Below are 19,334 nucleotides of genomic sequence, written 5' to 3' on the forward strand. Positions count from 1 at the left end.
CCGCCGCCTTCCGGGTGGCGGGGCGTCGTGGCGTACGGGGCGCGCCCGGGCTGCCGTCAGGACGGCGTACGTGCCGCCGCCACGAGCAGCCGTTCGGTGTCCGCGGGGCGGAGCGTCAGGGCGCTGCCGACCGTGCTCAGCACCTCGCGTTCCGCGGGGGTGTAGGAGCCGTCGGCGAGGGCGATGCGGGCGCCCTGGAGGAGCAGCGATTCGCGGCCCGCGGGGGCGAGATGGGGCGCCAGCGGCTCCAGTGACTCATGGAGCTCTATGGCCAGCGCGGTGCCACAGGGGTCGAGTCCGGCGTGGCCGCAGTGGCCGCCGGTGGGCGCCTCGTAGGGGCCGGACAGCCGGCCGGTGTCGGCGGCGAGCGCGGCAAGGAGGGTCAGGAGCTGGTCCTCGGAGCAGTCGGCGAAGCCCGCCGCGCGGACCGTGTGGACGGCGGTGTCGCGGACGACGCGGGAGGACGTGCCGCCGGCGGCCAGCAGGGCGAGGGTGAGGGTGTGGACGGCGTCCCGGAGCATCGCGGAGAAGCGGACGGTGGTGGGGTGGTCGAGGGCGTCCAGGCCGAAGTGGCCGTGGCAGGCGGAGCACTCCAGGACGGGGCCGGTCACGCCGCGGGAGAGCAGGGGGACGCCGAGGACGGTGAGGCGGCGGGTGCCGCTCCGGCGGAGGTAGTTGCGGTCCCCGCCACAGTCCGGGCAGAAGAACTCACCGTCGGCGACGGTACGCCAGGACGTGCGCACACCCATCACACACATCTTGTGCATTGCGTCTGCCTCCGTAACGCCGCGGCCCCGTCGCCGTACTGGACGTGATGTTAGCCACATGAGTGATGCGGCGTCAGCACCTCGTATCGGACAACTGGCCGGATGGTACGGGGCGCCGCCCTTCCGGGGAGAGAAGGACGGCGCCGGTTGACGCCGCGCGGCGGCGGGTTCCTCGTCAGCCTTCCGAGATCAGCGCCCTGATCACCTGATGCGCCTGATGGTCCAGACCGCGGGCGTTGGGGTGGACGAAGGTGCAGGCCTCGCCGGTGCCGGGGACCTTCTTGCACTCCTCCGACGGAAGGTCGGTCTGATCGCCTTCACCCGTGAGGTTGTCCCTGATCCCGTACATCCACGTCGTGTCCTTGTTCGCGCACACCCCGTGTCCCACGCTGGGCCCGTAGGTGTCGACATACGTCGCGTCGTGGTGGACGGCGTGCCGGCCGAGCAGGTTGTTGAGCCGGTGCTCCAGCCCGTCCAGCCAGGGCATATCGCCCTTCTTGACGCTGCCGAGCTGGTTCCAGTGCAGGAAGGTGCAGCCGGAGCTGTCCGGAACGATGGCCGGATATCCCACGACGGCGACCCTGGCGTGCGGTGCGCGCGCATGGATCACGGACATCATGTGGCCGAAGTCGTGGTCCAGGCGCTCGAACCGCTCCTCCAACCAGGGCGCCCCCGCACCATTGCCGGTGTAGTACTTGGTGCAGGGCGAGGTCTGGAAGGGCTGGCTGATCCCCAGCTCGATGCACTTGAGCATGACGGGCCCGAAGCCGAGGGAGTTGCCGCCGACGCCGACGGTCACCACGTCCGTGTCGTGGGACAACTCATCGATCTGCGCGGGGATTTCGGACCAGCCGCCCTCCGGCGGGATCGACGGCGGCCCGTAGATCTTGGACGGCGGCTGTGGCGCCAGCACGCCGTCGACGACCTCGGCGGCCCCGCAGGTTACATCCGTCAGCTCGTAGCCGAGCCGTTCGGCGACCTGGTGGGGGTAGTTGCGGTAGGAGCGGCCACAGCCGTCGTGGCTGTCCCAGGGACGGACGAACACCCCGGCGCTGTACGAGTCGCCCAGCGCGACGTAATCGAGGCGGTCGGCGGCCCCGGCCTGCGCGCCGGCGGCCCCGGACGCCGGCGCGAGGGCCGCGCCCACCACGGCGAGGGCGGCGACCCCGGCCAGCACCAGCCGGGAGAAGGCGGGCATGCGTAATCTGCTCATCTGCACGTCCTTGGGTGTGCGCGCCGCGGCCTGTCCGACTGACGCTCATCACCAAACGTACCAACCTAATTACTCACAGTGATCGCAGTGGATTTCAAACCCCACCTTCAGGTGGACCCGGCGCACACAGCAGCGCGCCCCCGCAGCTCAGTGGGAGCTACGGGGGCGTGCCGACGGGCTGGAGCGTGTCAGCGGCCGGCGCGGTTGACTGCGGAGACGACCGCCTTCAGCGAGGCGCGCGTGGTGTTCGGGTCGATGCCGATGCCCCACAGGACCTTGTCCCCGATGGCGCACTCGATGTACGAGGCGGCCTGCGCGGAGGCACCCTCGCTCATGGTGTGCTCCTGGTAGTCCAGCAGCCGCACGTCGACGCCGAGGCCCTGGAGCGCATCGAAGAACGCGGAGATCGGACCGTTGCCGGAGCCGGTCAGCACGGTGTCCTGACCGTCGACGACCGCCTCGACCGTGAGCGCGTCGATGCCGTCCCGGTCCGTCGTGGTCTGGCCGTTCTTGACCTGGATGCGGCCCCACGGGTTCTCGGGGTTGGGCAGGTACTCGTCCTGGAAGACGGACCAGATGGCCGCCGGGGTGACCTCGCCGCCCTCGCTGTCGGTCTTCTCCTGGATGATCCGGGAGAACTCGATCTGCATCCGGCGCGGCAGGTCCAGCTTGTGGTCGTTCTTCAGGACGTAGGCGATACCGCCCTTGCCGGACTGCGAGTTGACGCGGATGACGGCCTCGTAGGAGCGGCCGACGTCCTTGGGGTCGATGGGCAGGTACGGCACCGCCCACTCGATCTCGTCGACGGTCTTGCCCTGGGCGGCCGCCTCGGCCTCCATGGCGTCGAAGCCCTTCTTGATGGCGTCCTGGTGGGAGCCGGAGAAGGCGGTGTAGACCAGATCGCCCGCGTAGGGGTGGCGCGGGTGGATCTCCATCTGGTTGCAGTACTCGCTGGTGCGACGGATCTCGTCGATCTGCGAGAAGTCGATCTGCGGGTCGACGCCCTGCGAGAACAGGTTCATGCCCAGCGTCACCAGGTCGACGTTGCCGGTGCGCTCGCCCTGGCCGAACAGGCAGCCCTCGATGCGGTCGGCGCCGGCCATGATCGCCAGTTCGGCCGCCGCCACCGCCGTACCGCGGTCGTTGTGCGGGTGGACGGACAGGCATACGTGCTCGCGCCGGGACAGGTTGCGGCTCATCCACTCGAAGCGGTCCGCGTGCGTCGACGGGGTCGAACGCTCCACCGTGGCGGGCAGGTTGAGGATGATCTCGCGGCCCTCCTCGGGCTGCCAGACGTCACAGACCGCCTCGCAGACCTCCAGGGCGAAGTCCAGCTCGGTGTCGGTGAAGATCTCCGGGCTGTACTGGTAACCGAAGATCGTCTCGTCGCCCAGGATCTTCTCGGCGTACTCCATGACCAGCCGGGTGCCGTCCACCGCGATCTGCTTGACCTGCTCCTTGGTGCCGCGGAAGACGACGCGGCGGAAGGTCGGCGCGGTGGCGTTGTACAGGTGGACGGTGGCGCGGTGGGCGCCCCGCAGCGACTCCACGGTGCGCTCGATCAGCTCCTCGCGGGCCTGCGTCAGCACGGAGATGGTCACGTCCTCCGGGATCGCGCCCTCTTCGATGATCGAGCGGACGAAGGCGAAGTCGGTCTCCCCGGAGGAGGGGAAGCCGACCTCGATCTCCTTGTAGCCCATGCGCACCAGCAGGTCGAACATCTCGCGCTTGCGGGCCGGCGACATCGGGTCGATCAGGGCCTGGTTGCCGTCGCGCAGGTCGGTGGACAGCCAGCGGGGGGCCTTGGTGATGCGCTTGTCGGGCCAGGTCCGGTCGGGGATGTCCACGGCCTCGTACCGGCCGTACTTGTGGACCGGCATCCCGGAGGGCTTCTGCATCACGGTCGCGTTGGTGAGGGGGGTGGGGCGACCGACGGATGCCTCAGAAGGACTGGCGGGGTTCGACATGATTGCGTAGGGCCTCTCGTATGTCCGGAAGGACGGCCGACGGGGCGGGAAAACCGCAACACCGAACTCCGCGGGGAGGGGGTCGGCCTACGACTACAGGCCCTCGCCGCGGCAGCTAAGGAGAAGCAGCCCGAAACGCATGATGCACAGCACCCTAGCTGAGGTACGCCCTGAGTGGCGGGTGCGTATCAGTATGCGGGACCGGGACGGGCGTCACGGGGTAAATGCGACGAACCACACATATTCGGGAATCTCGTGCGCAGGCAGTGACACCGGCACTACACAGTGCCACCGTTTGTTCATGGACCTCAACGCCGCAGGCAAGAATTCCGCCACCCGCCAGGCCTCCGAGACCCCCGTCTTCTGCACGATCATCCCGCCGCACATCCTCGACAACCTGGCCCAGTCCGACGACCCGGCCCGGCACGAGCCGGCCCGCCGCACCCTGGAACACGACCACGTCCGCCGCACCCGGCGCCGCGAGATCGCCGCGGAGGGCCGCACCCCCGGGGAGCCCGACGCCGCCGCCGACAAGCCGAACCGCACGATCTATGACGCCGGCCACCAGGAGAACCTGCCCGGCACCAAGGTGCGTTCCGAGTCCGACGGCCCCTCCCAGGACGCCTCCGTCAACCGCGCGCACGCCGGTCTGGGCGCCACCTTCGAGCTCTACCTCAAGGTCTACGGCCGCAAGTCCATCGACGGTGCCGGTCTGCCGCTCGATGCGACCGTCCACTACGGCGAGAAGTACGACAACGCCTTCTGGGACGGCGAGCGGATGGTCTTCGGTGACGGCGACAACGGCCTCTTCCGGGACTTCACCATCCCCGTCGACGTCATCGGCCACGAACTCACCCACGGCGTCACCCAGTACACCGCCAACCTCGAGTACCAGGGCCAGTCCGGGGCCCTCAACGAGTCGATCTCCGACGTCTTCGGCGTCCTGATCAAGCAGTACACCCTCGGCCACAGCGCCGACCAGGCCGACTGGCTGATCGGCGCGGACCTCCTGGGCCCCAACGTCACCGGCAAGGCGCTGCGCTCCATGAAGGCCCCGGGAACGGCCTATGACGACGACGTCCTGGGCAAGGACCCCCAGCCCGCCGCCATGAAGGACTACGTCCGCACCCCCTCCGACAACGGCGGTGTACACATCAATTCCGGCATCCCCAACCACGCCTTCTACCTGGTCGCCAGCGCCCTCGGCGGCAAGGCCTGGGAGCGCGCGGGCCAGGTCTGGTACGACGTGCTGACCGGCGGCAAGCTGCGCAAGGACGCCGAGTTCGCCGACTTCGCGGCGCTCACCATCGCCGCCGCACAGGCCCGTTTCGGCAGCGGCGACGCCCACGAGGCCGTGGTGAAGGCCTGGACCCAGGTCGGCGTCACCCCCAAGTAGCCGCCACGTCGGGCGGGGCGGGCGCGTTCGGCAAGCGCGCCCGCCCCGCCCCCGATTACCGTGTCCATACGGGCCCTCTGCGTCCATAGGAGGGCCCAGCCCGGGTAGGAGTCCGTCGCAGGACGTCGGAGGAGCCCGTTATGCGCATTCATGTCCACCGCACCGGCGGTTTCGCGGCCATCGACCGCCGCGCCGAAATCGACACCGCAGACCGTCCCGACGCCGCCGACTGGCAGGCCCTCGCCAAGAAGGCGGTCGCCACCGCCCACAGCGAACCCCCGGTAGGCGTCCCCGACGGCTTCAGCTACCAGATCACCGTCGACGGCGAGACCGTCTACTGCTCCGACCCCCGCCTCACGGACGAGCAGCGGAGCTTGATCACCAAGGTGATGAAGGAAGGAGCGTAAGGACCGACTCCGCCGCGTGCCGGCCCCCTTGACACTGTTACCGGCGGTTACAAGGATCCCGGCATGACTACGGTGCCGGACTCCCCCCTGCCCCTGCCCCGCTTCCCCCGTGACTTCGTGTGGGGCGTGTCCACGTCCGCCGCGCAGATCGAAGGGGCGGTGGAGGAAGACGGGCGGGGGCGGTCCGCCTGGGATGTTTTCGCCGCGGAGGGCGGGCGGATCAAGGACGGATCGGATCCTCGGGTGGCGACCGGTCATTACCACCGGTACCCGGAGGACGTCCGGTTGATCAAGGAGCTGGGGGTCGGGGCGTACCGGTTCTCGGTGGCGTGGCCGCGGGTGGTGCCGGACGGCGGCGGGGCGGTCAACGCGGCCGGGCTGGACTTCTACGACCGGCTGGTGGACGCGTTGTTGACGGCCGGGATCGAGCCGGTGCCGACGCTCTTCCACTGGGACACGCCGCAGGCGCTGGAGGAGGGCGGAGGGTGGCTCGTACGGGAGACGGCCGAGCGGTTCGCCGCCTATGCCGACGTGGTGGCGGGGCGGCTAGGGGACCGGGTGGGGCGGTGGATCACCCTCAATGAGCCTGCCGAACTGACGCTGCTGGGGTACGGGCTGGGGCAGCATGCGCCGGGGCGGACGCTGCTGTTCGACGCGTTACCGGCGGCACATCACCAGTTGCTGGGGCACGGTCTCGCGGTACAGGCGTTGCGGGCCCGGGGCGCGACCAACATCGGCATCGCCAATTCGCACGGCCCCACATGGGCGGCGAGTGCGTCGGAGGCGGACACCTCGGCCGCCGCTCTCTACGACCTGTTGCTCAACCGGCTGTTCGCGGAGCCGATCCTGCTGGGCCGGTACCCGGACGAGGGGCTGGCGGGGATGCTGCCGGGCCCCGTCGGCGACGACCTCACGGTCATGGCGCAGCCGTTGGACTGGTACGGGATCAACTACTACCAGCCCACGTTGGTGGGGGCCCCGGAGGCCGGCGGTGGCCCGCGGGCCGCCTTCGGCGGGATTCAGCTCCCGCCCGAACTCCCCTTTGCGCCACGGGAGATCGAGGGCCGTCCACGGACCGACTTCGGGTGGCCGGTGGTGCCGGAGGCGCTGACCGAGCTGCTGGTGGGCTTCCAGGAGCGGTACGGGGAGCGGCTGCCGCCCGTCGTCATCACCGAGAACGGCTGCTCGTACGAGGGGATCGACGACGGCGAGCGGATCGCGTTCCTGGACGGGCATCTGCGGGCCCTGCACGCGGCCATGGCGGCCGGGGTGGACGTCCGGGGGTACTTCGTCTGGTCGTTGCTGGACAACTTCGAGTGGGCCGAGGGGTACGCGCGGCGGTTCGGGCTGGTGCATGTGGACTACGCGACGCTGACGCGTACCCCCAAGGCCTCGTACCGCTGGCTGCGCGAGGTGCTGCGGGAGCAGGCCCGGGGATGAGCGGGGCGGCGGCTCCGGGGGCGCTCGCGGAGCCGTCGGAGCGGGTGGGGCGGGCGTGGACCGCCTCCTTGTCGCTGGCCAACGGGGCGATCTGGGCCGGGTGGTACGGGCCGCTCCAGATCCTGCTGGCGTTGCAGGCCGCGCAGTTGGCGCCGCCGGGGGTGGCCAAGGAATCGGTGCTGGCGTGGGTGACGGGCGCCGGCGCCGCCGTCTCGATGGTCGCCAGTCCGCTGTTCGGGGCGCTGTCGGACCGGACGGCCTCACGGTTCGGGCGGCGGACGCCGTGGATCGTGTCGGGGGCCGCGAGCGGGGCGGCGGCCCTGGTGCTGCTGGCGGGAGCCCGTACGGTGCCGGTGATGGTGCTGGGGTGGTGCCTGGTACAGCTCACGCTCAATGCGGCGTTCGCGGCCCTGACCGCTGCGGTGCCCGACCGGGTGCCGCACCGGCAGCGGGGAGCGCTGGGCGGCTGGCTGGGCGCCGCGCAGATCCTCGGGGTGGTGGCCGGGACCGGGCTGGCGACCGTCGGGGGCGGGGTGAGCGGGGGCTATCTGGCCTGCGCCGGGTTCGCCGTGCTCGGGGTGCTCCCGTACGTAGTGCTGCACCGCGATCCGGTGCTGCCGGCCGGCCGGCGGCCCGCGCCGGGCCTGTGGGACTTTCTGCGCGGATTCTGGATCAGTCCGCGCCGCCATCCCGACCTGGGCTGGGCCTGGCTGACCCGGTTCCTGATCAACCTCGGCAACGCGCTGGCGCTGCTGTACCTGCTCTACTACCTGCGGGATGTGCTGCGGCGGCCGGACCCGGACGGCGGGGTGCTGGTGCTGACCGCCGTCAACGCCGTCACCCTGCTGGGCACGGTCGTCGTGGGCGGGATCTGGTCGGACCGGGCCGGGCGGCGGCAGCCGTTCGTCCTGTGGGCCGGGGTGATCATGACGGTGGCCACCGTGCTGCTGGCCGTATGGCAGACCTGGCCGGGCGCGCTGTGCGCCGCCGCGCTGCTCGGCGTCGGCTTCGGCGTCTTCACCTCCGTCGACCTCGCGCTGATGACGGATGTGCTGCCGGCCGCCGCGCACCGCGCCAAGGACCTCGGCCTCATCAATATCGCCAACTCGCTGCCGCAGGTGGCCGCCCCGGCGCTGGCCGCGCCGCTCGTGCACCACCTCGGCGGCTACCGGGTGCTCTACCTCGTCGCGGCGGGCGTGGGCCTCGCGGGGGCGCTGCTGGTGCGCAGGATCCGGGGCGTGGCGTGACGGCGCACGCCCCCGGCCTCAGAAGCCCAGCTTGCGCAGCTGCTTCGGGTCGCGCTGCCAGTCCTTCGCCACCTTGACGTGCAGATCGAGGAAGACCGGCGTACCGAGCAGCGCCTCGATGTGCTTACGGGACTTGGTGCCGACCTCCTTCAGGCGCTTGCCCTTGGGGCCGATGATGATGCCCTTCTGGCTGGGGCGCTCGATGTAGACATTGGCGTGGATGTCCAGCAGCGGCTTGTCGGCCGGGCGGTCCTCGCGCGGCAGCATCTCCTCGACGACCACCGCGATCGAGTGCGGCAGCTCGTCGCGTACGCCCTCCAGCGCGGCCTCGCGGATCAGCTCGGCGACCATGACCTGCTCGGGCTCGTCGGTGAGGTCGCCCTCCGGGTAGAGCGCCGGGCCCTCGGGGAGGAGGGGGACGAGGAGGTCGGCGAGCAACGACACCTGGGCGTCGCCGACCGCCGAGACCGGCACGATCTCGGCCCACTCGATGCCCAGCTCCTTGCCGAGCTGGTCGATCGCGATCAGCTGGGCGGCCAGCGCCTTGGAGTCGACCAGGTCGGTCTTGGTGACGATGGCGATCTTGGGGGTCTTCTTGATCTCGGCCAGCTCACCGGCGATATAGCGGTCGCCGGGGCCGATCTTCTGGTCGGCGGGCAGACAGAAGCCGATCACATCCACCTCGGACCAGGTGGTGCGGACCACGTCGTTGAGGCGCTCACCGAGCAGGGTGCGCGGCTTGTGCAGCCCCGGGGTGTCCACGAGGACCAGCTGGGCCTCGGGGCGGTGCACGATGCCGCGCACCGTGTGGCGGGTGGTCTGCGGGCGGGTGGAGGTGATCGCCACCTTCGTGCCGACGAGAGCGTTCGTCAGGGTGGACTTGCCCGCGTTGGGGCGGCCGACGAAGCAGGCGAAGCCGGCGCGGTGCGGGGCGGAGGAGTCTGTACGAACGCTCATGGCGCCCATTCTCCCCGATCCCGGACGCCGCTCCGACCACACCGGGCAGCGGCCGCCCTCAGGCCCCGCGAGCCCGGCCTGATCGGGAAGACACCCGCTATGCGTCGCCCGCGGTGACCGTGGTGCGCAGCGCGCCGTCGGGGCCGGCAACCAGGACCGGCGTTCCGGCACCGCCGAGGTCCCGTACGGCCGCGCGGTCCGCGGCGGAGGCCTGCTCGGCCTCGGTGACCACGGCCGCGGCCTCCAGGGACCTGGCCCCGCTGGCCACGGCCATCGCGACGGCCGTCTGCAAGGCGCTGAGCTGCAACGATTCCAGGGCGACGGTACCGGCGACATAGGTGCGGCCGGTCTCGTCGCGGACAGCGGCCCCCTCAGGCACGCCGTTGCGGGCCCGCGCCGAGCGCGCGAGCGTAATGATCTTGCGGTCTTCGGGGTCCAGTGCGGCTTCCGTCATAGGGGCGAGCATATGCGGGCGCTCCGCGACGGGCTCGGGCAGGCGGGCGTTCTACAGGAGCGCCGCGATCGCCGCATGGCCCGTCTCCCGTGCGTCCTCCGCTCCGCCCGTTCCGTCCGGGGAGCACACGGTGACCGTGATCAGCTCGGTGCCCTCGGGACGGGGGCTGCGACTCACCTCCCAGCCGGCGATCCGCGCGGCGCCCGCCGGGCCGGCCTGCCCGGCGAGGTTTCTGCGCAGCTCGCTCTCGATGTCCTTGCCGCACCAGGCACGGGCCAGGTCCCCCGCGGTGCGTCCCTGGTCGTCGGTGGCGTGCGGGTCGGCACCGTGCGCGAGGAGGGTGCGCACCACGGCTATCGAGCCCCGCTCGGCCGCCGCCATCAGCGGGGTGCGCGAGCGGTGGTCCAGGTTCGGGTCGGCGTGCGCCGCCAGCAGGAGCTGGACGGTCCGCAGATGGCCGCCGGCGGCTGCCCACAACAGCGCGGGGAAGTCGCTCCCGGCGTCGTCCCGCCGGTTGGGATCGGCGCCGTGGGCGAGGAGTTCGCGGACCGTCTCGGCATGCCCCCAGCATGCCGCCGCGCACAGCGGCAGCCCCTCGCTGCCCGGTGCGCCCCGGCTCTCCACGTCGGGCTGCGCCCCCGCCTCCAGGAGCAGCCGTACGAGGTCCGTGTGCCCCGACACCGCGGCCAGGTACAGCGGTGTCTCCCCGCCGGCGTCCGGCGCGTCCGGGGAAGCTCCCTGCCGCAACAGCGCCGCCACCTGCTGCGCGTCTTCCTCGTACACAGCGGTGATGAGCCGTGCGGTCAGGCCCTCGGCCACGGTGTGTGCCTCCTCGTCAAGGGGCGCGCCAGGCCCGGGGCTTGGGCGCGCCGTCGTCGGCGGTCACCCGCCCCGTCCCGGCCCGTCGGTCCTGTCCGCCGGGCCCGGGGAGGTCACCGCGGAGATCCAGACTGGCACGGTCCTGCGGGCGGTTCGTCAGCCTGAGGTCCCCACTCGGCGTCCCGCTCCGTCCCCCCTGAGTCTGACCGGCCCCTACGGGACGGCGTCCCGTCACCCCGCGACCGAGTACATCCCTCCGCGCCGCCCCTCCGGTGAGGTGAGCCATTCCAGCTTCGCCGCGGTGTCCGACTCCGCCCGCGGGTTGTGCAGCACGATGGTCAGGTCCGGGCGGACCGGGACCTGTAGCTGCGTCGACTCGAAGAGCAGGGTGCCGACCAGCGGGTGGTCCAACTCCTTGGGTAGCTGGCCGCCGTCCTGGACGTCGCCGCGCGCCCACAGCCCGGCGAACTCCTCACTGCGCGCGGCGGCCTCCCGCACGATCTCGTCGAAGCCCTCGTCGCCGGGGCGCGCGGAGCAGGCGGCGCGGTACTGCGCCACGACGCGCGGGGCGTTCGCCTCCCAACTGGCCGCCCGGGCGCGGTAGACGGGGTCGGTGAAGAACGCGATCAGGCAGTTCATCGAGACACCGGGGCGGCCATGGCCCAGCACCAGATGCGCCGACTCGTTGTAGGCGATGGTGTTCCAGTACGGGTCCATGATGTGCGCCGGGAACGGCATCCAGGCGTCGATCAGCCGCTGAAGGCCCGCGCAGACATCCGTGAGGCCCAGCTCCTCGGCGTCCTGCCGCAGCGGAGGGTTCAGCCCCGCCAGGACGTACAGGTGCCGGCGCTCGGCGCCGCTGAGCCGCAGCACCCGGGCCACCGAGTCCAGCACCTGCGGCGAGACGGTGATGTCGCGGCCCTGCTCCAGCCACTGGTACCAGGACGCACCGACCCCGGCGAGGACGGCGACCTCCTCGCGGCGCAGCCCCGGCGTACGGCGACGGCCGCCGTCGGGCAGGCCCGCCTCGGCCGGGGTGACCCGGGCCCGGCGGCTCATCAGGAAGTCGCGCAACTCCTGGCGTCGGCGCGAAGCGTCCTGGGCAGCGGCGTTCGAGGCAGCATGCGAGGCCACGTTTCTCCCCCTGTCGGCGTGGCTGGTGGTGCGGACACCACGATAAGTTGCCGCTCCCCACGAGGTATTCCGGGACCGCACGCTCTTCGCATGCCGATAACCGACACCTCTCTTGGCCCCGATACCCCCACGACGACCGCCCCGCCGGCCGCCGCGCCGGCTGCCGGGCCCGCCGACGCGCGGATGACCCCGCGCGCCAAGCTCACCCTGCTGCTTCTGTGCGCGGCGCAGTTCATCGTCGCGCTGGACTTCTCCATCCTCAATGTGGCGCTGCCCGTGCTCGGCAAGGACCTGGGCATGGGCCAGGCCGATCTCCAGTGAGCGGTCACCGCGTTCGCGCTGCCCTCCGGCGGCTTTCTGCTGCTCTTCGGCCGCATCGCGGATCTCTTCGGACGCCGCCGGCTGTTCCTGACCGGGCTCGCCCTGTTCACCGCGGCCTCGGTGCTGGCCGCGCTGGCCTGGTCCCCCGCAGTCTTCCTGGCCGGGCGGGCACTTCAGGGCCTGGGCTCGGCGATCATCGTGCCCACCGGTATGTCGCTGCTGACCACCACCTTCGCCGAAGGGCCGCAGCGCGAACGGGCGCTGGGCATCAGCGGCACCCTGCTCTCGATGGGCTTCACCATCGGCATGGTGCTGGGCGGAGTGATGACCGACGCACTGGGCTGGCGCTCGACCATGGGCCTGCTGGCCGTGGCCGGGGTGACCGTACTGGCCGGGGCGCCGGCGCTGCTGACCGAGTCCCGGCACCCGGAGCGGCCGCGGATCGACGTCCCCGGCGCGGTCACCGTCACCGGCGGACTGCTGTCGCTGATCTACGCCCTGTCCACCGCCGCCGAGCAGGGCTTCGGCCGTCCGGACGTGCTCGCCACGCTGCTCGCGGGCGGGGCGCTGCTGGCCGCCTTCGTGGTGGTGGAGTCACGGGCCGGCCAGCCGCTGGTGTCGCTGCCGATGCTGCGCCGGCGCACCGTCGCCTGGGGCAATCTGGCGGGCCTGACGACCTTCTCGATGATGAGCACCGTCGTCTTCCTGCTCACCCTCTACCTCCAGGAAGTGCTGCGGCTGTCCGCGTTCGTGACCGGCCTGATCTTCGGGGTGCAGGGGGTGGTCTCGGCGGTCGCCGGCATCGTCGCGCCCAAGGTCATCGGCCGGCTCGGTGCCCGCCGGACCCTGCTGCTCGGGCTGCTGCTGCAGGCCGGATTCACCGCCACGCTGCTGGGCCTGGGCACCGGCACCGGAGCGTGGCTGGCCCTGACCGGGGTGACGCTCGCCAGCCTCGGCCATCTGTGGGCGATCATCGCGTACGGCGTGACCGCCACCTCCGGTGTCCCGGACGCCCAACAGGGCCTGGCCACCGGCCTGGTCACCAGCTCACAGCAGGTCGGCCTCACCATCGGCATCCCGCTGCTGAGCGCGGTCGCCTCGGCCCATATCGCCGTGCTGCGGGCCGGCGGCAGCGGTTTCGCGGACGCCACGCTCGGCGGCATCAAGCTGGCCCTGGGCCTGGACGCGGCGCTGGTCGCGGTGGTCGCGCTGCTGGTCACGGCCGGGCTGCGGACGGCCCGTACCGAGCGCCACGGCTGAGGAGGAAGGTGGTTGCCCCGGTCCCCCGTGGCCGGGGCAACCCTGCGTGGCAAGACGTCCGGAACGATTTCTCTCACGCAGGGCGGCCGCATTGCGGCGGCCACCTGAAGATCCTTCCATGGCGCGCCCGGCGGAATCCAGTGCCACCGGAAATGGCTTGCAGAACATTTCCGCTGCACTGGAGATAAGTAGCCGGGCGCCGCACCGCTCGATCCTTTTACGGCATTCAACGGAGCGGCCTTTCCGCTATTACCCTTCCGGTCCTCGCCCTCCGGTATTCACCGGACTACGCGGAAAGCTCCTCGGACGCGCTCGCGCCCCCCGGGCGGACCGGTTCGCACAGCACCGTGACGATCTTGTTACGGCGGCCGGCCGGCGATTCGGCGGTCAGCCGGAGCGCCTTCAGACCGGGGTCGGCGCCGTCGTCGGAGACATCGACCTCGGCGGTGGCCCCGGCGATCGGGACCCGGCCGAGCAGCTTGGCCAGCAGCCCGCCGACCGTTTCGACGTCCTCGTCGTCCAGCTCGGCCAGCCCGTACAGCTCACCGAGATCGCCGATATCGAGGCGGGCGGTGACGCGATAGCGGCCGTCCCCCAGGTCTTCGACGGGCGGCAATTCACGGTCGTATTCATCGGTGATCTCGCCGACGATCTCCTCAAGGATGTCCTCGATGGTGACAATGCCGGCGGTGCCGCCGTATTCGTCGATGACCACCGCGACATGATTGCGGTCCTGCTGCATTTCGCGCAGCAGATCACCGGCGTTCTTGGTGTCGGGCACGAAAACCGCGGGGCGCATGGCCGTGGAGACCAGCTCGTTCTCGGCGTCCCGGCTGATGTGGACCTTGCGGGCGAGGTCCTTGAGGTAGACCACGCCGACGATGTCGTCCTCGTTCTCGCCGGTCACCGGGATACGGGAGAAACCGGAGCGCAGGGCGAGGGTCAGCGCCTGGCGGATGGTCTTGAAGCGCTCGACGGCGACCAGGTCCGTCCGCGGCACCATCACCTCGCGGACGAGGGTGTCACCGAGCTGAAAGACGGAGTGCACCATCCGGCGCTCCTCGTCCTCGATCAGCGACTCCTTCTCGGCGAGGTCGACCAGCGAGCGCAGTTCGGCCTCGGAGGCGAACGGGCCCTTGCGGAAGCCCTTGCCGGGGGTGAGGGCGTTGCCGATGAGGATCAGCAGCTGCGGGATCGGGCCCATGATGCGGGCCAGCGGCAGCAGGACGTACGCGGCCGCGGTGGCGGTGTTCAGCGGGTGCTGGCGGCCGATCGTGCGCGGTGAGACGCCGACGGCGACATAGGAGACCAGCACCATCACCGCGGTGGCGACGGTCAGCGCCTCCCAGGTCTCCTCGAAGGAGCGCAGACAGGCGTAGGTCACCAGGACCCCGGCGGCCATTTCGCAGCCGACCCGCACCAGCAGCGCCACATTGAGGTAGCGGGTGGGGTCGGCGGCGACCTGGGCGAGCTTGGCGCTGCCGCGGCGCCCGGAGCGGACGGCCTCCTCGGCGCGGAAGCTGGTCGTACGGGCCAGGCCGGCCTCCGCACAGGCGGCGAGCCAGGCGATCACGACGAGCAGGACCGCGACCGCGATCAGCTGGGTGGTCATCGCGGGACGCCCGTCAGGTGACGGTGGGGGCCGGGGAGGGGCCGGTCAGGCCCCGCTCGGCACGCCAGCCGTCGATGATCGCCGCCTGAAGTCCGAACATCTCGGCCTTCTCGTCCGGCTCTTCGTGGTCGTAGCCGAGGAGGTGGAGCACGCCGTGGACGGTCAGCAGCTGAAGCTCCTCGTCCATGCTGTGCCCGGTCGGTGCCTCCTCGCCCTGCTTCTTGGCGACCTCCGGGCACAGCACGATGTCGCCGAGGAGCCCCTGCGGCGGCTCCTCGTCGTCCTTGGCCGGCGGACGCAGCTCGTCCATCGGGAAGGACATCACATCGGTCGGCCCCGGCAGGTCCATCCACTGGAGGTGAAGCTGCTCCATGGCCTCGGCGTCCACGACGATGACGGACAGCTCGGAGAGCGGGTGAATACGCATCCGGGCCACGGCGTAGCGGGCGACATCCAGGATCGCCTGCTCGTCGATGTCGGTGCCGGACTCGTTGTTGACGTCGATGGACATGAGGGGAGTTGCTTCTCGCTTCTCGTTCGCGCGGTGCTCCGGCTCACTGGCCGTTGCGGCTGTCGTACTTCTCGTAGGCGTCGACAATACGGCCGACGAGCTTGTGGCGGACCACGTCCTGGCTCGTGAGCAGGGAGAAGTGCACATCGTCGACACCCTCCAGGATCTCCCTGACCTGGCGCAGACCGCTCTTCGTGCTGCCCGGCAGGTCGACCTGGGTGACATCGCCGGTGACGACGATCTTGGAGTCGAACCCGAGGCGGGTGAGGAACATCTTCATCTGCTCGGGGTTCGTGTTCTGCGCCTCGTCGAGGATGATGAACGCGTCATTGAGCGTCCGGCCGCGCATGTACGCCAGCGGTGCGACCTCGATCGTGCCCGCGGCCATCAGGCGCGGGATGGAGTCGGGGTCGAGCATGTCGTGCAGCGCGTCGTAGAGCGGGCGCAGATACGGGTCGATCTTCTCGTAGAGGGTGCCGGGCAGGAAGCCCAGCCGCTCGCCGGCCTCGACCGCGGGGCGGGTCAGGATGATGCGGTTGACCTGCTTGGCCTGGAGCGCCTGAACGGCCTTGGCCATGGCGAGATAGGTCTTGCCGGTGCCGGCCGGGCCGATGCCGAAGACGACGGTGTGCTCGTCGATGGCGTCGACATAGCGCTTCTGGTTGAGGGTCTTGGGCCGGATCGTCCGCCCGCGGTTGGACAGGATGTTCTGGGTGAGCACCTCGGCGGGCGTCTCGCTCACCGCGCTCTCGCCGTCCTCCGCCGCGCGCAGCATGGCGATCGAGCGTTCCACTGCGTCCTCCGTCATCGGTTGTCCGGTGCGGAGCACCAGCATCATCTCTGCGAAAAGGCGCTGGATGAGAGCGACTTCCCGGGCGTCGCCGACAGCGCTGACTTCGTTGCCCCGGACGTGGATGTCGGTCGCCGGGAAGGCTTTTTCGATTACCCGCAGTAGCGAATCCCCGGAACCCAGGACCATCACCATCGGGTGCTTGGCCGGGACGGTGAACTGGGCGCTTGCCTGCGGTTCCATGGGTGTCTGAGTCATAGGGTGGCTCAGTGGCCTGCTCAACCCCATCCTTTGCTCAAGAGGGCCCCTCAGGGGTGCCTGCCTGCACTGACTCCTTGCGATACAAGAGTACGACGGGCCACTGACAAGCCCGAGGGCTTTTCCGTCGCCGCCTCCCGACCCGGCAGGCACGGCGCGGCAGCCCGCCCCGCCGCCGCTCAGGCGGGGCGGCGGAAGCCGATCGTGGGCACGGCGCGGGCCAGCGGGGCGGGCCGGTACGCCGCGGGCAGCACCTCGTCCAGGAAGGCGTACTGGCGGCGCAGCGCACCCGGCGCCCCCGCCTCGTACGTCCGCACCTGCTGCCACCAGGCGGCGATCTCCGCCCAGCCGGGCGCGGAGAGCGAACCGCCGAATTCCTGCACGGACAGTGCGGCGCTCAGCCCCGCGAAGGCCAGCCGGTCGGCGAGCGGCCAGTCGGCGAGGGTGCCGGTGACGAACCCGGCGACGAAGACATCGCCGGCACCGGTCGGGTCCAGTTCCTCCACCGCGATCGCGGGCACCTCGGCGGTCTGGCCGGTCCGCCCGTCCACCGCGTACGCACCCTCCGCACCGAGCGTGACGACGGCGAGCGGCACCAGGTCGGCGAGCTTGCGGGCGGCCTCGCGCGGGCAGTCCGTCCGCATGTAGCGCATCGCCTCCCCGGCGTTGGGCAGGAACGCCTCGCAGTGCTCCAGGTCGGCGAGGTCGGCCGGGTCCCAGCGGCCGCTGTCGTCCCAGCCCACGTCCGCGAAGATCCGGCTGCCGCGGCCGGCCGCACAGCCCAGCCAGGGCTCCCGCCGGCCGGGGACGAGCGAGGCGATGCAGGCCCGGGACGGCGGCGGGCAGCCCGGTGCGTGCTTGCCGTCGAAGGCGAAGTCGGGCGGCGGCGCCTCATGGCCGTGCGAGACCATCGTGCGCTCGCCCTCGTACGCCATGGAGACGGTGACCGGGGAGTGCCAGCCGGGAACGGTGCGCGACAGCGACAGGTCGATGCCCTCGCCCTGTTCGAGCGCCTCCCAGCAGTACTCGCCGTACTTGTCGTCGCCGAAGGCGGCCGCCAGGGAGGTGCGCAGCCCGAGCCGGGCCAGCGCGGTGGCCATGTTGGCGACACCGCCGGGGCTGGAACCCATACCGCGGGCCCAGGATTCGGTGCCGCGGACCGGCGCGGAATCCAGGCCGGTGAAGATGATGTCCAGGAAGACCGTGCCGGTGAGGTAGACGTCGGTGCGCGGATCGTCCTCGGTGCGTACACCGGCCAGCGGATCGAGGCCCGGTGGCACCGCGGCCGGGCCCGCGGACGAATGGAGATCACGTCGGCTGCTCACCGTGCATGCCCCTCTCGTATCGGCACGTGCCGCCAGTGTGCCTGATGCTGCGGTACGTTCCGCCACATGAGGCTCACGATTCTCGGCGGTGGCGGCTTCCGGGTGCCGCTGGTCTACCGCGCGCTGCTGGAGGACCCGGCGGGATCCGTCTCCGAAGTGGTGCTGCACGACACCGATCCGCGCCGGGTGGCGGTGATCGCCGACGTGCTGGCGCGGCTGGCGCGGGGGCACCGGGCGCCGGTGCCCGTACGGGTCGCCCCCGGCCTGGACGAGGCACTGGCGGGCGCCGACTTCGTCTTCTCGGCGATACGGGTCGGCGGTACCGCCGGCCGGATCCGCGACGAGCGGATCCCGCTCGCCGAGGGGGTGCTCGGCCAGGAGACGGTCGGCGCGGGCGGGGTCCTCTACGGCCTGCGGACGATCCCGGTGGCACTGCACATCGCCGAACGGGTCGCGGCGCTCGCCCCGGACGCCTGGGTCATCAACTTCACCAACCCCGCGGGGATGGTCACCGAGGCGATGTCGCAGGTGCTGGGCGACCGCGTCATCGGGATCTGCGACTCCCCCGTGGGGCTGGTGCGGCGGGCGGCGCGGGCGGCCGGCGCGGACCCGGCGGCCTTCGAGAGCGGCCGGGTCGGTTACGACTATGTGGGGCTCAACCACCTCGGCTGGCTGCGGTCGTTGACCCTGGAGGGCACCGAACTGCTGCCGGGCCTGCTGGCCGACGAGGCCGCGCTGGGCTCCTTCGAGGAGGGCCGGCTCTTCGGCGCGGAGTGGCTGCGCACCCTGGGCGCCCTGCCGAACGAGTATCTGCACTACTACTACTTCCGCCGCGAAACCCTGGGCTCCGTAAGGGACACCCAGGAGACCCGCGGTGAATTCCTCGACCAGCAGCAGGGCGGCTTCTTCGCGAAGGCCGCGGCGGCCGGCGGTCCCGAGGCGGCGTACGAACTGTGGGAGCGGACCCGGCTGGAGCGCGAGGAGACGTATATGGCGCACAGCCGGGAGGCGAGCGGCGGCTGGCAGCGCGACAGCCACGATCTGGAGGGCGGCGGCTACGACCGGGTGGCGCTGGCGCTGATGCACGCCATCGTCGGCGACAGCGGGACCCGGCTGATCCTCAACGTCCGTAACGGTACGACGGTGCCGCAACTGGCGCCGGACGCGATCGTGGAGACGGTGTGCGAGGTGACCGCCCGGGGCGCCCGGCCGTTGCCCTGCGCGCCGCTGCGCGAGGATCAGCTGGGCCTGATGCTCCAGGTGAAGGCGGTGGAGAAGGCGGCCGTGCAGGCCGCGGTCTTCAAGGACCGCGGCGCCGCACTACGGGCGCTGGCGCTGCATCCGCTGGTGGACTCCCCCGCGGTGGCCGCCCGCATCCTGGAACGGGCGGCCAAGGAGGCTTGAGACCCCGGGAATACCCTCCGCCCCCGCCCCGTTGTGGCCCCGCAGGGGGCGT

At 71.3% G+C, this 19,334-nt stretch carries 16 protein-coding genes and 1 pseudogene; 6 read left to right on the forward strand and 11 right to left on the reverse strand.

The window, feature by feature from the left end:
• Window positions 1–56: 56 nt before the first annotated feature.
• The 3 genes from ACZ55A_RS04375 to leuA all read right to left on the reverse strand — a co-directional run bounded on the left by ACZ55A_RS04375 (window position 57) and on the right by leuA (window position 3,947).
• Window positions 57–767, reverse strand: a complete 711-nt coding sequence (locus ACZ55A_RS04375) for a TerB family tellurite resistance protein (protein ID WP_468833053.1) — start codon at window positions 765–767, stop codon at window positions 57–59.
• 175 nt (window positions 768–942) lie between these two features.
• A complete protein-coding gene (locus ACZ55A_RS04380; RefSeq protein ID WP_468833056.1) occupies window positions 943–1,980 on the reverse strand; it encodes an SGNH/GDSL hydrolase family protein in 1,038 nt (345 codons plus the stop codon).
• Between the two features lie 188 nt (window positions 1,981–2,168).
• The gene (gene leuA, locus ACZ55A_RS04385) at window positions 2,169–3,947 is read right to left on the reverse strand and encodes a 2-isopropylmalate synthase (RefSeq protein ID WP_468833059.1); all 1,779 of its coding nucleotides are present in this window, start codon (window positions 3,945–3,947) and stop codon (window positions 2,169–2,171) included.
• Between the two features lie 301 nt (window positions 3,948–4,248).
• Here leuA and ACZ55A_RS04390 point away from each other — a divergent pair, with 301 nt between their 5' ends.
• From ACZ55A_RS04390 to ACZ55A_RS04405, 4 genes are all read left to right on the forward strand, one after another.
• A complete protein-coding gene (locus ACZ55A_RS04390; RefSeq protein WP_468833062.1) occupies window positions 4,249–5,343 on the forward strand; it encodes a M4 family metallopeptidase in 1,095 nt (364 codons plus the stop codon).
• 140 nt (window positions 5,344–5,483) lie between these two features.
• On the forward strand, window positions 5,484–5,750 hold the full coding sequence (locus tag ACZ55A_RS04395) for a protealysin inhibitor emfourin (protein WP_468833064.1): 267 nt from the start codon (window positions 5,484–5,486) through the stop codon (window positions 5,748–5,750).
• Window positions 5,751–5,813: 63 nt separating this feature from the next.
• The gene (locus tag ACZ55A_RS04400; RefSeq protein ID WP_468833067.1) at window positions 5,814–7,190 is read left to right on the forward strand and encodes a GH1 family beta-glucosidase; all 1,377 of its coding nucleotides are present in this window, start codon (window positions 5,814–5,816) and stop codon (window positions 7,188–7,190) included.
• Entirely contained in the window at window positions 7,187–8,437 is a 1,251-nt protein-coding gene (locus ACZ55A_RS04405; RefSeq protein ID WP_468833071.1) for an MFS transporter, read from the forward strand. The genes ACZ55A_RS04400 and ACZ55A_RS04405 overlap by 4 nt, the downstream gene beginning before the upstream one ends.
• 18 nt (window positions 8,438–8,455) lie before the next feature.
• On the opposite strand, the gene era is transcribed toward ACZ55A_RS04405, so the two are convergent.
• The 4 genes from era to ACZ55A_RS04425 form a co-directional block, all read right to left on the reverse strand.
• Window positions 8,456–9,394 carry a GTPase Era gene (era, locus tag ACZ55A_RS04410; protein WP_468833075.1) on the reverse strand — a complete coding sequence of 313 codons (939 nt, stop codon included), beginning with the start codon at window positions 9,392–9,394 and terminating at the stop codon, window positions 8,456–8,458.
• A 97-nt stretch (window positions 9,395–9,491) separates the two neighbouring features.
• The gene (locus tag ACZ55A_RS04415) at window positions 9,492–9,848 is read right to left on the reverse strand and encodes a cytidine deaminase (protein WP_468833079.1); all 357 of its coding nucleotides are present in this window, start codon (window positions 9,846–9,848) and stop codon (window positions 9,492–9,494) included.
• 51 nt (window positions 9,849–9,899) lie between these two features.
• On the reverse strand, window positions 9,900–10,667 hold the full coding sequence (locus ACZ55A_RS04420; protein ID WP_468833083.1) for an ankyrin repeat domain-containing protein: 768 nt from the start codon (window positions 10,665–10,667) through the stop codon (window positions 9,900–9,902).
• 231 nt (window positions 10,668–10,898) lie between these two features.
• Window positions 10,899–11,726, reverse strand: a complete 828-nt coding sequence (locus ACZ55A_RS04425; protein WP_468834651.1) for a helix-turn-helix transcriptional regulator — start codon at window positions 11,724–11,726, stop codon at window positions 10,899–10,901.
• A gap of 165 nt (window positions 11,727–11,891) precedes the next feature.
• Between ACZ55A_RS04425 and ACZ55A_RS04430 the strand changes: the two are divergent.
• Window positions 11,892–13,382: pseudogene (locus ACZ55A_RS04430) on the forward strand (MFS transporter).
• Between the two features lie 286 nt (window positions 13,383–13,668).
• Here the strand turns inward: ACZ55A_RS04430 and ACZ55A_RS04435 are convergent.
• The 4 genes from ACZ55A_RS04435 to ACZ55A_RS04450 all read right to left on the reverse strand — a co-directional run bounded on the left by ACZ55A_RS04435 (window position 13,669) and on the right by ACZ55A_RS04450 (window position 17,878).
• Window positions 13,669–14,994, reverse strand: coding sequence for a hemolysin family protein (locus ACZ55A_RS04435; RefSeq protein WP_468833087.1), 1,326 nt, complete (start codon window positions 14,992–14,994; stop codon window positions 13,669–13,671).
• Between the two features lie 13 nt (window positions 14,995–15,007).
• On the reverse strand, window positions 15,008–15,505 hold the full coding sequence (ybeY, locus tag ACZ55A_RS04440) for an rRNA maturation RNase YbeY (RefSeq protein ID WP_451441828.1): 498 nt from the start codon (window positions 15,503–15,505) through the stop codon (window positions 15,008–15,010).
• 43 nt (window positions 15,506–15,548) lie between these two features.
• Complete coding sequence (locus ACZ55A_RS04445) at window positions 15,549–16,553, reverse strand: PhoH family protein (RefSeq protein ID WP_468833092.1); 1,005 nt, start codon at window positions 16,551–16,553, stop codon at window positions 15,549–15,551.
• A 179-nt stretch (window positions 16,554–16,732) separates the two neighbouring features.
• Window positions 16,733–17,878: a carbohydrate kinase family protein gene (locus tag ACZ55A_RS04450; RefSeq protein ID WP_468833097.1), complete on the reverse strand. Its 1,146-nt coding sequence runs from the start codon at window positions 17,876–17,878 to the stop codon at window positions 16,733–16,735.
• 66 nt (window positions 17,879–17,944) lie between these two features.
• On the opposite strand from ACZ55A_RS04450, the gene ACZ55A_RS04455 reads away from it, so the two are divergent.
• A complete protein-coding gene (locus ACZ55A_RS04455; RefSeq protein ID WP_468833101.1) occupies window positions 17,945–19,282 on the forward strand; it encodes a family 4 glycosyl hydrolase in 1,338 nt (445 codons plus the stop codon).
• Window positions 19,283–19,334: the final 52 nt, after the last annotated feature.

Source organism: Streptomyces sp. NPDC034111 (assembly GCF_055575375.1).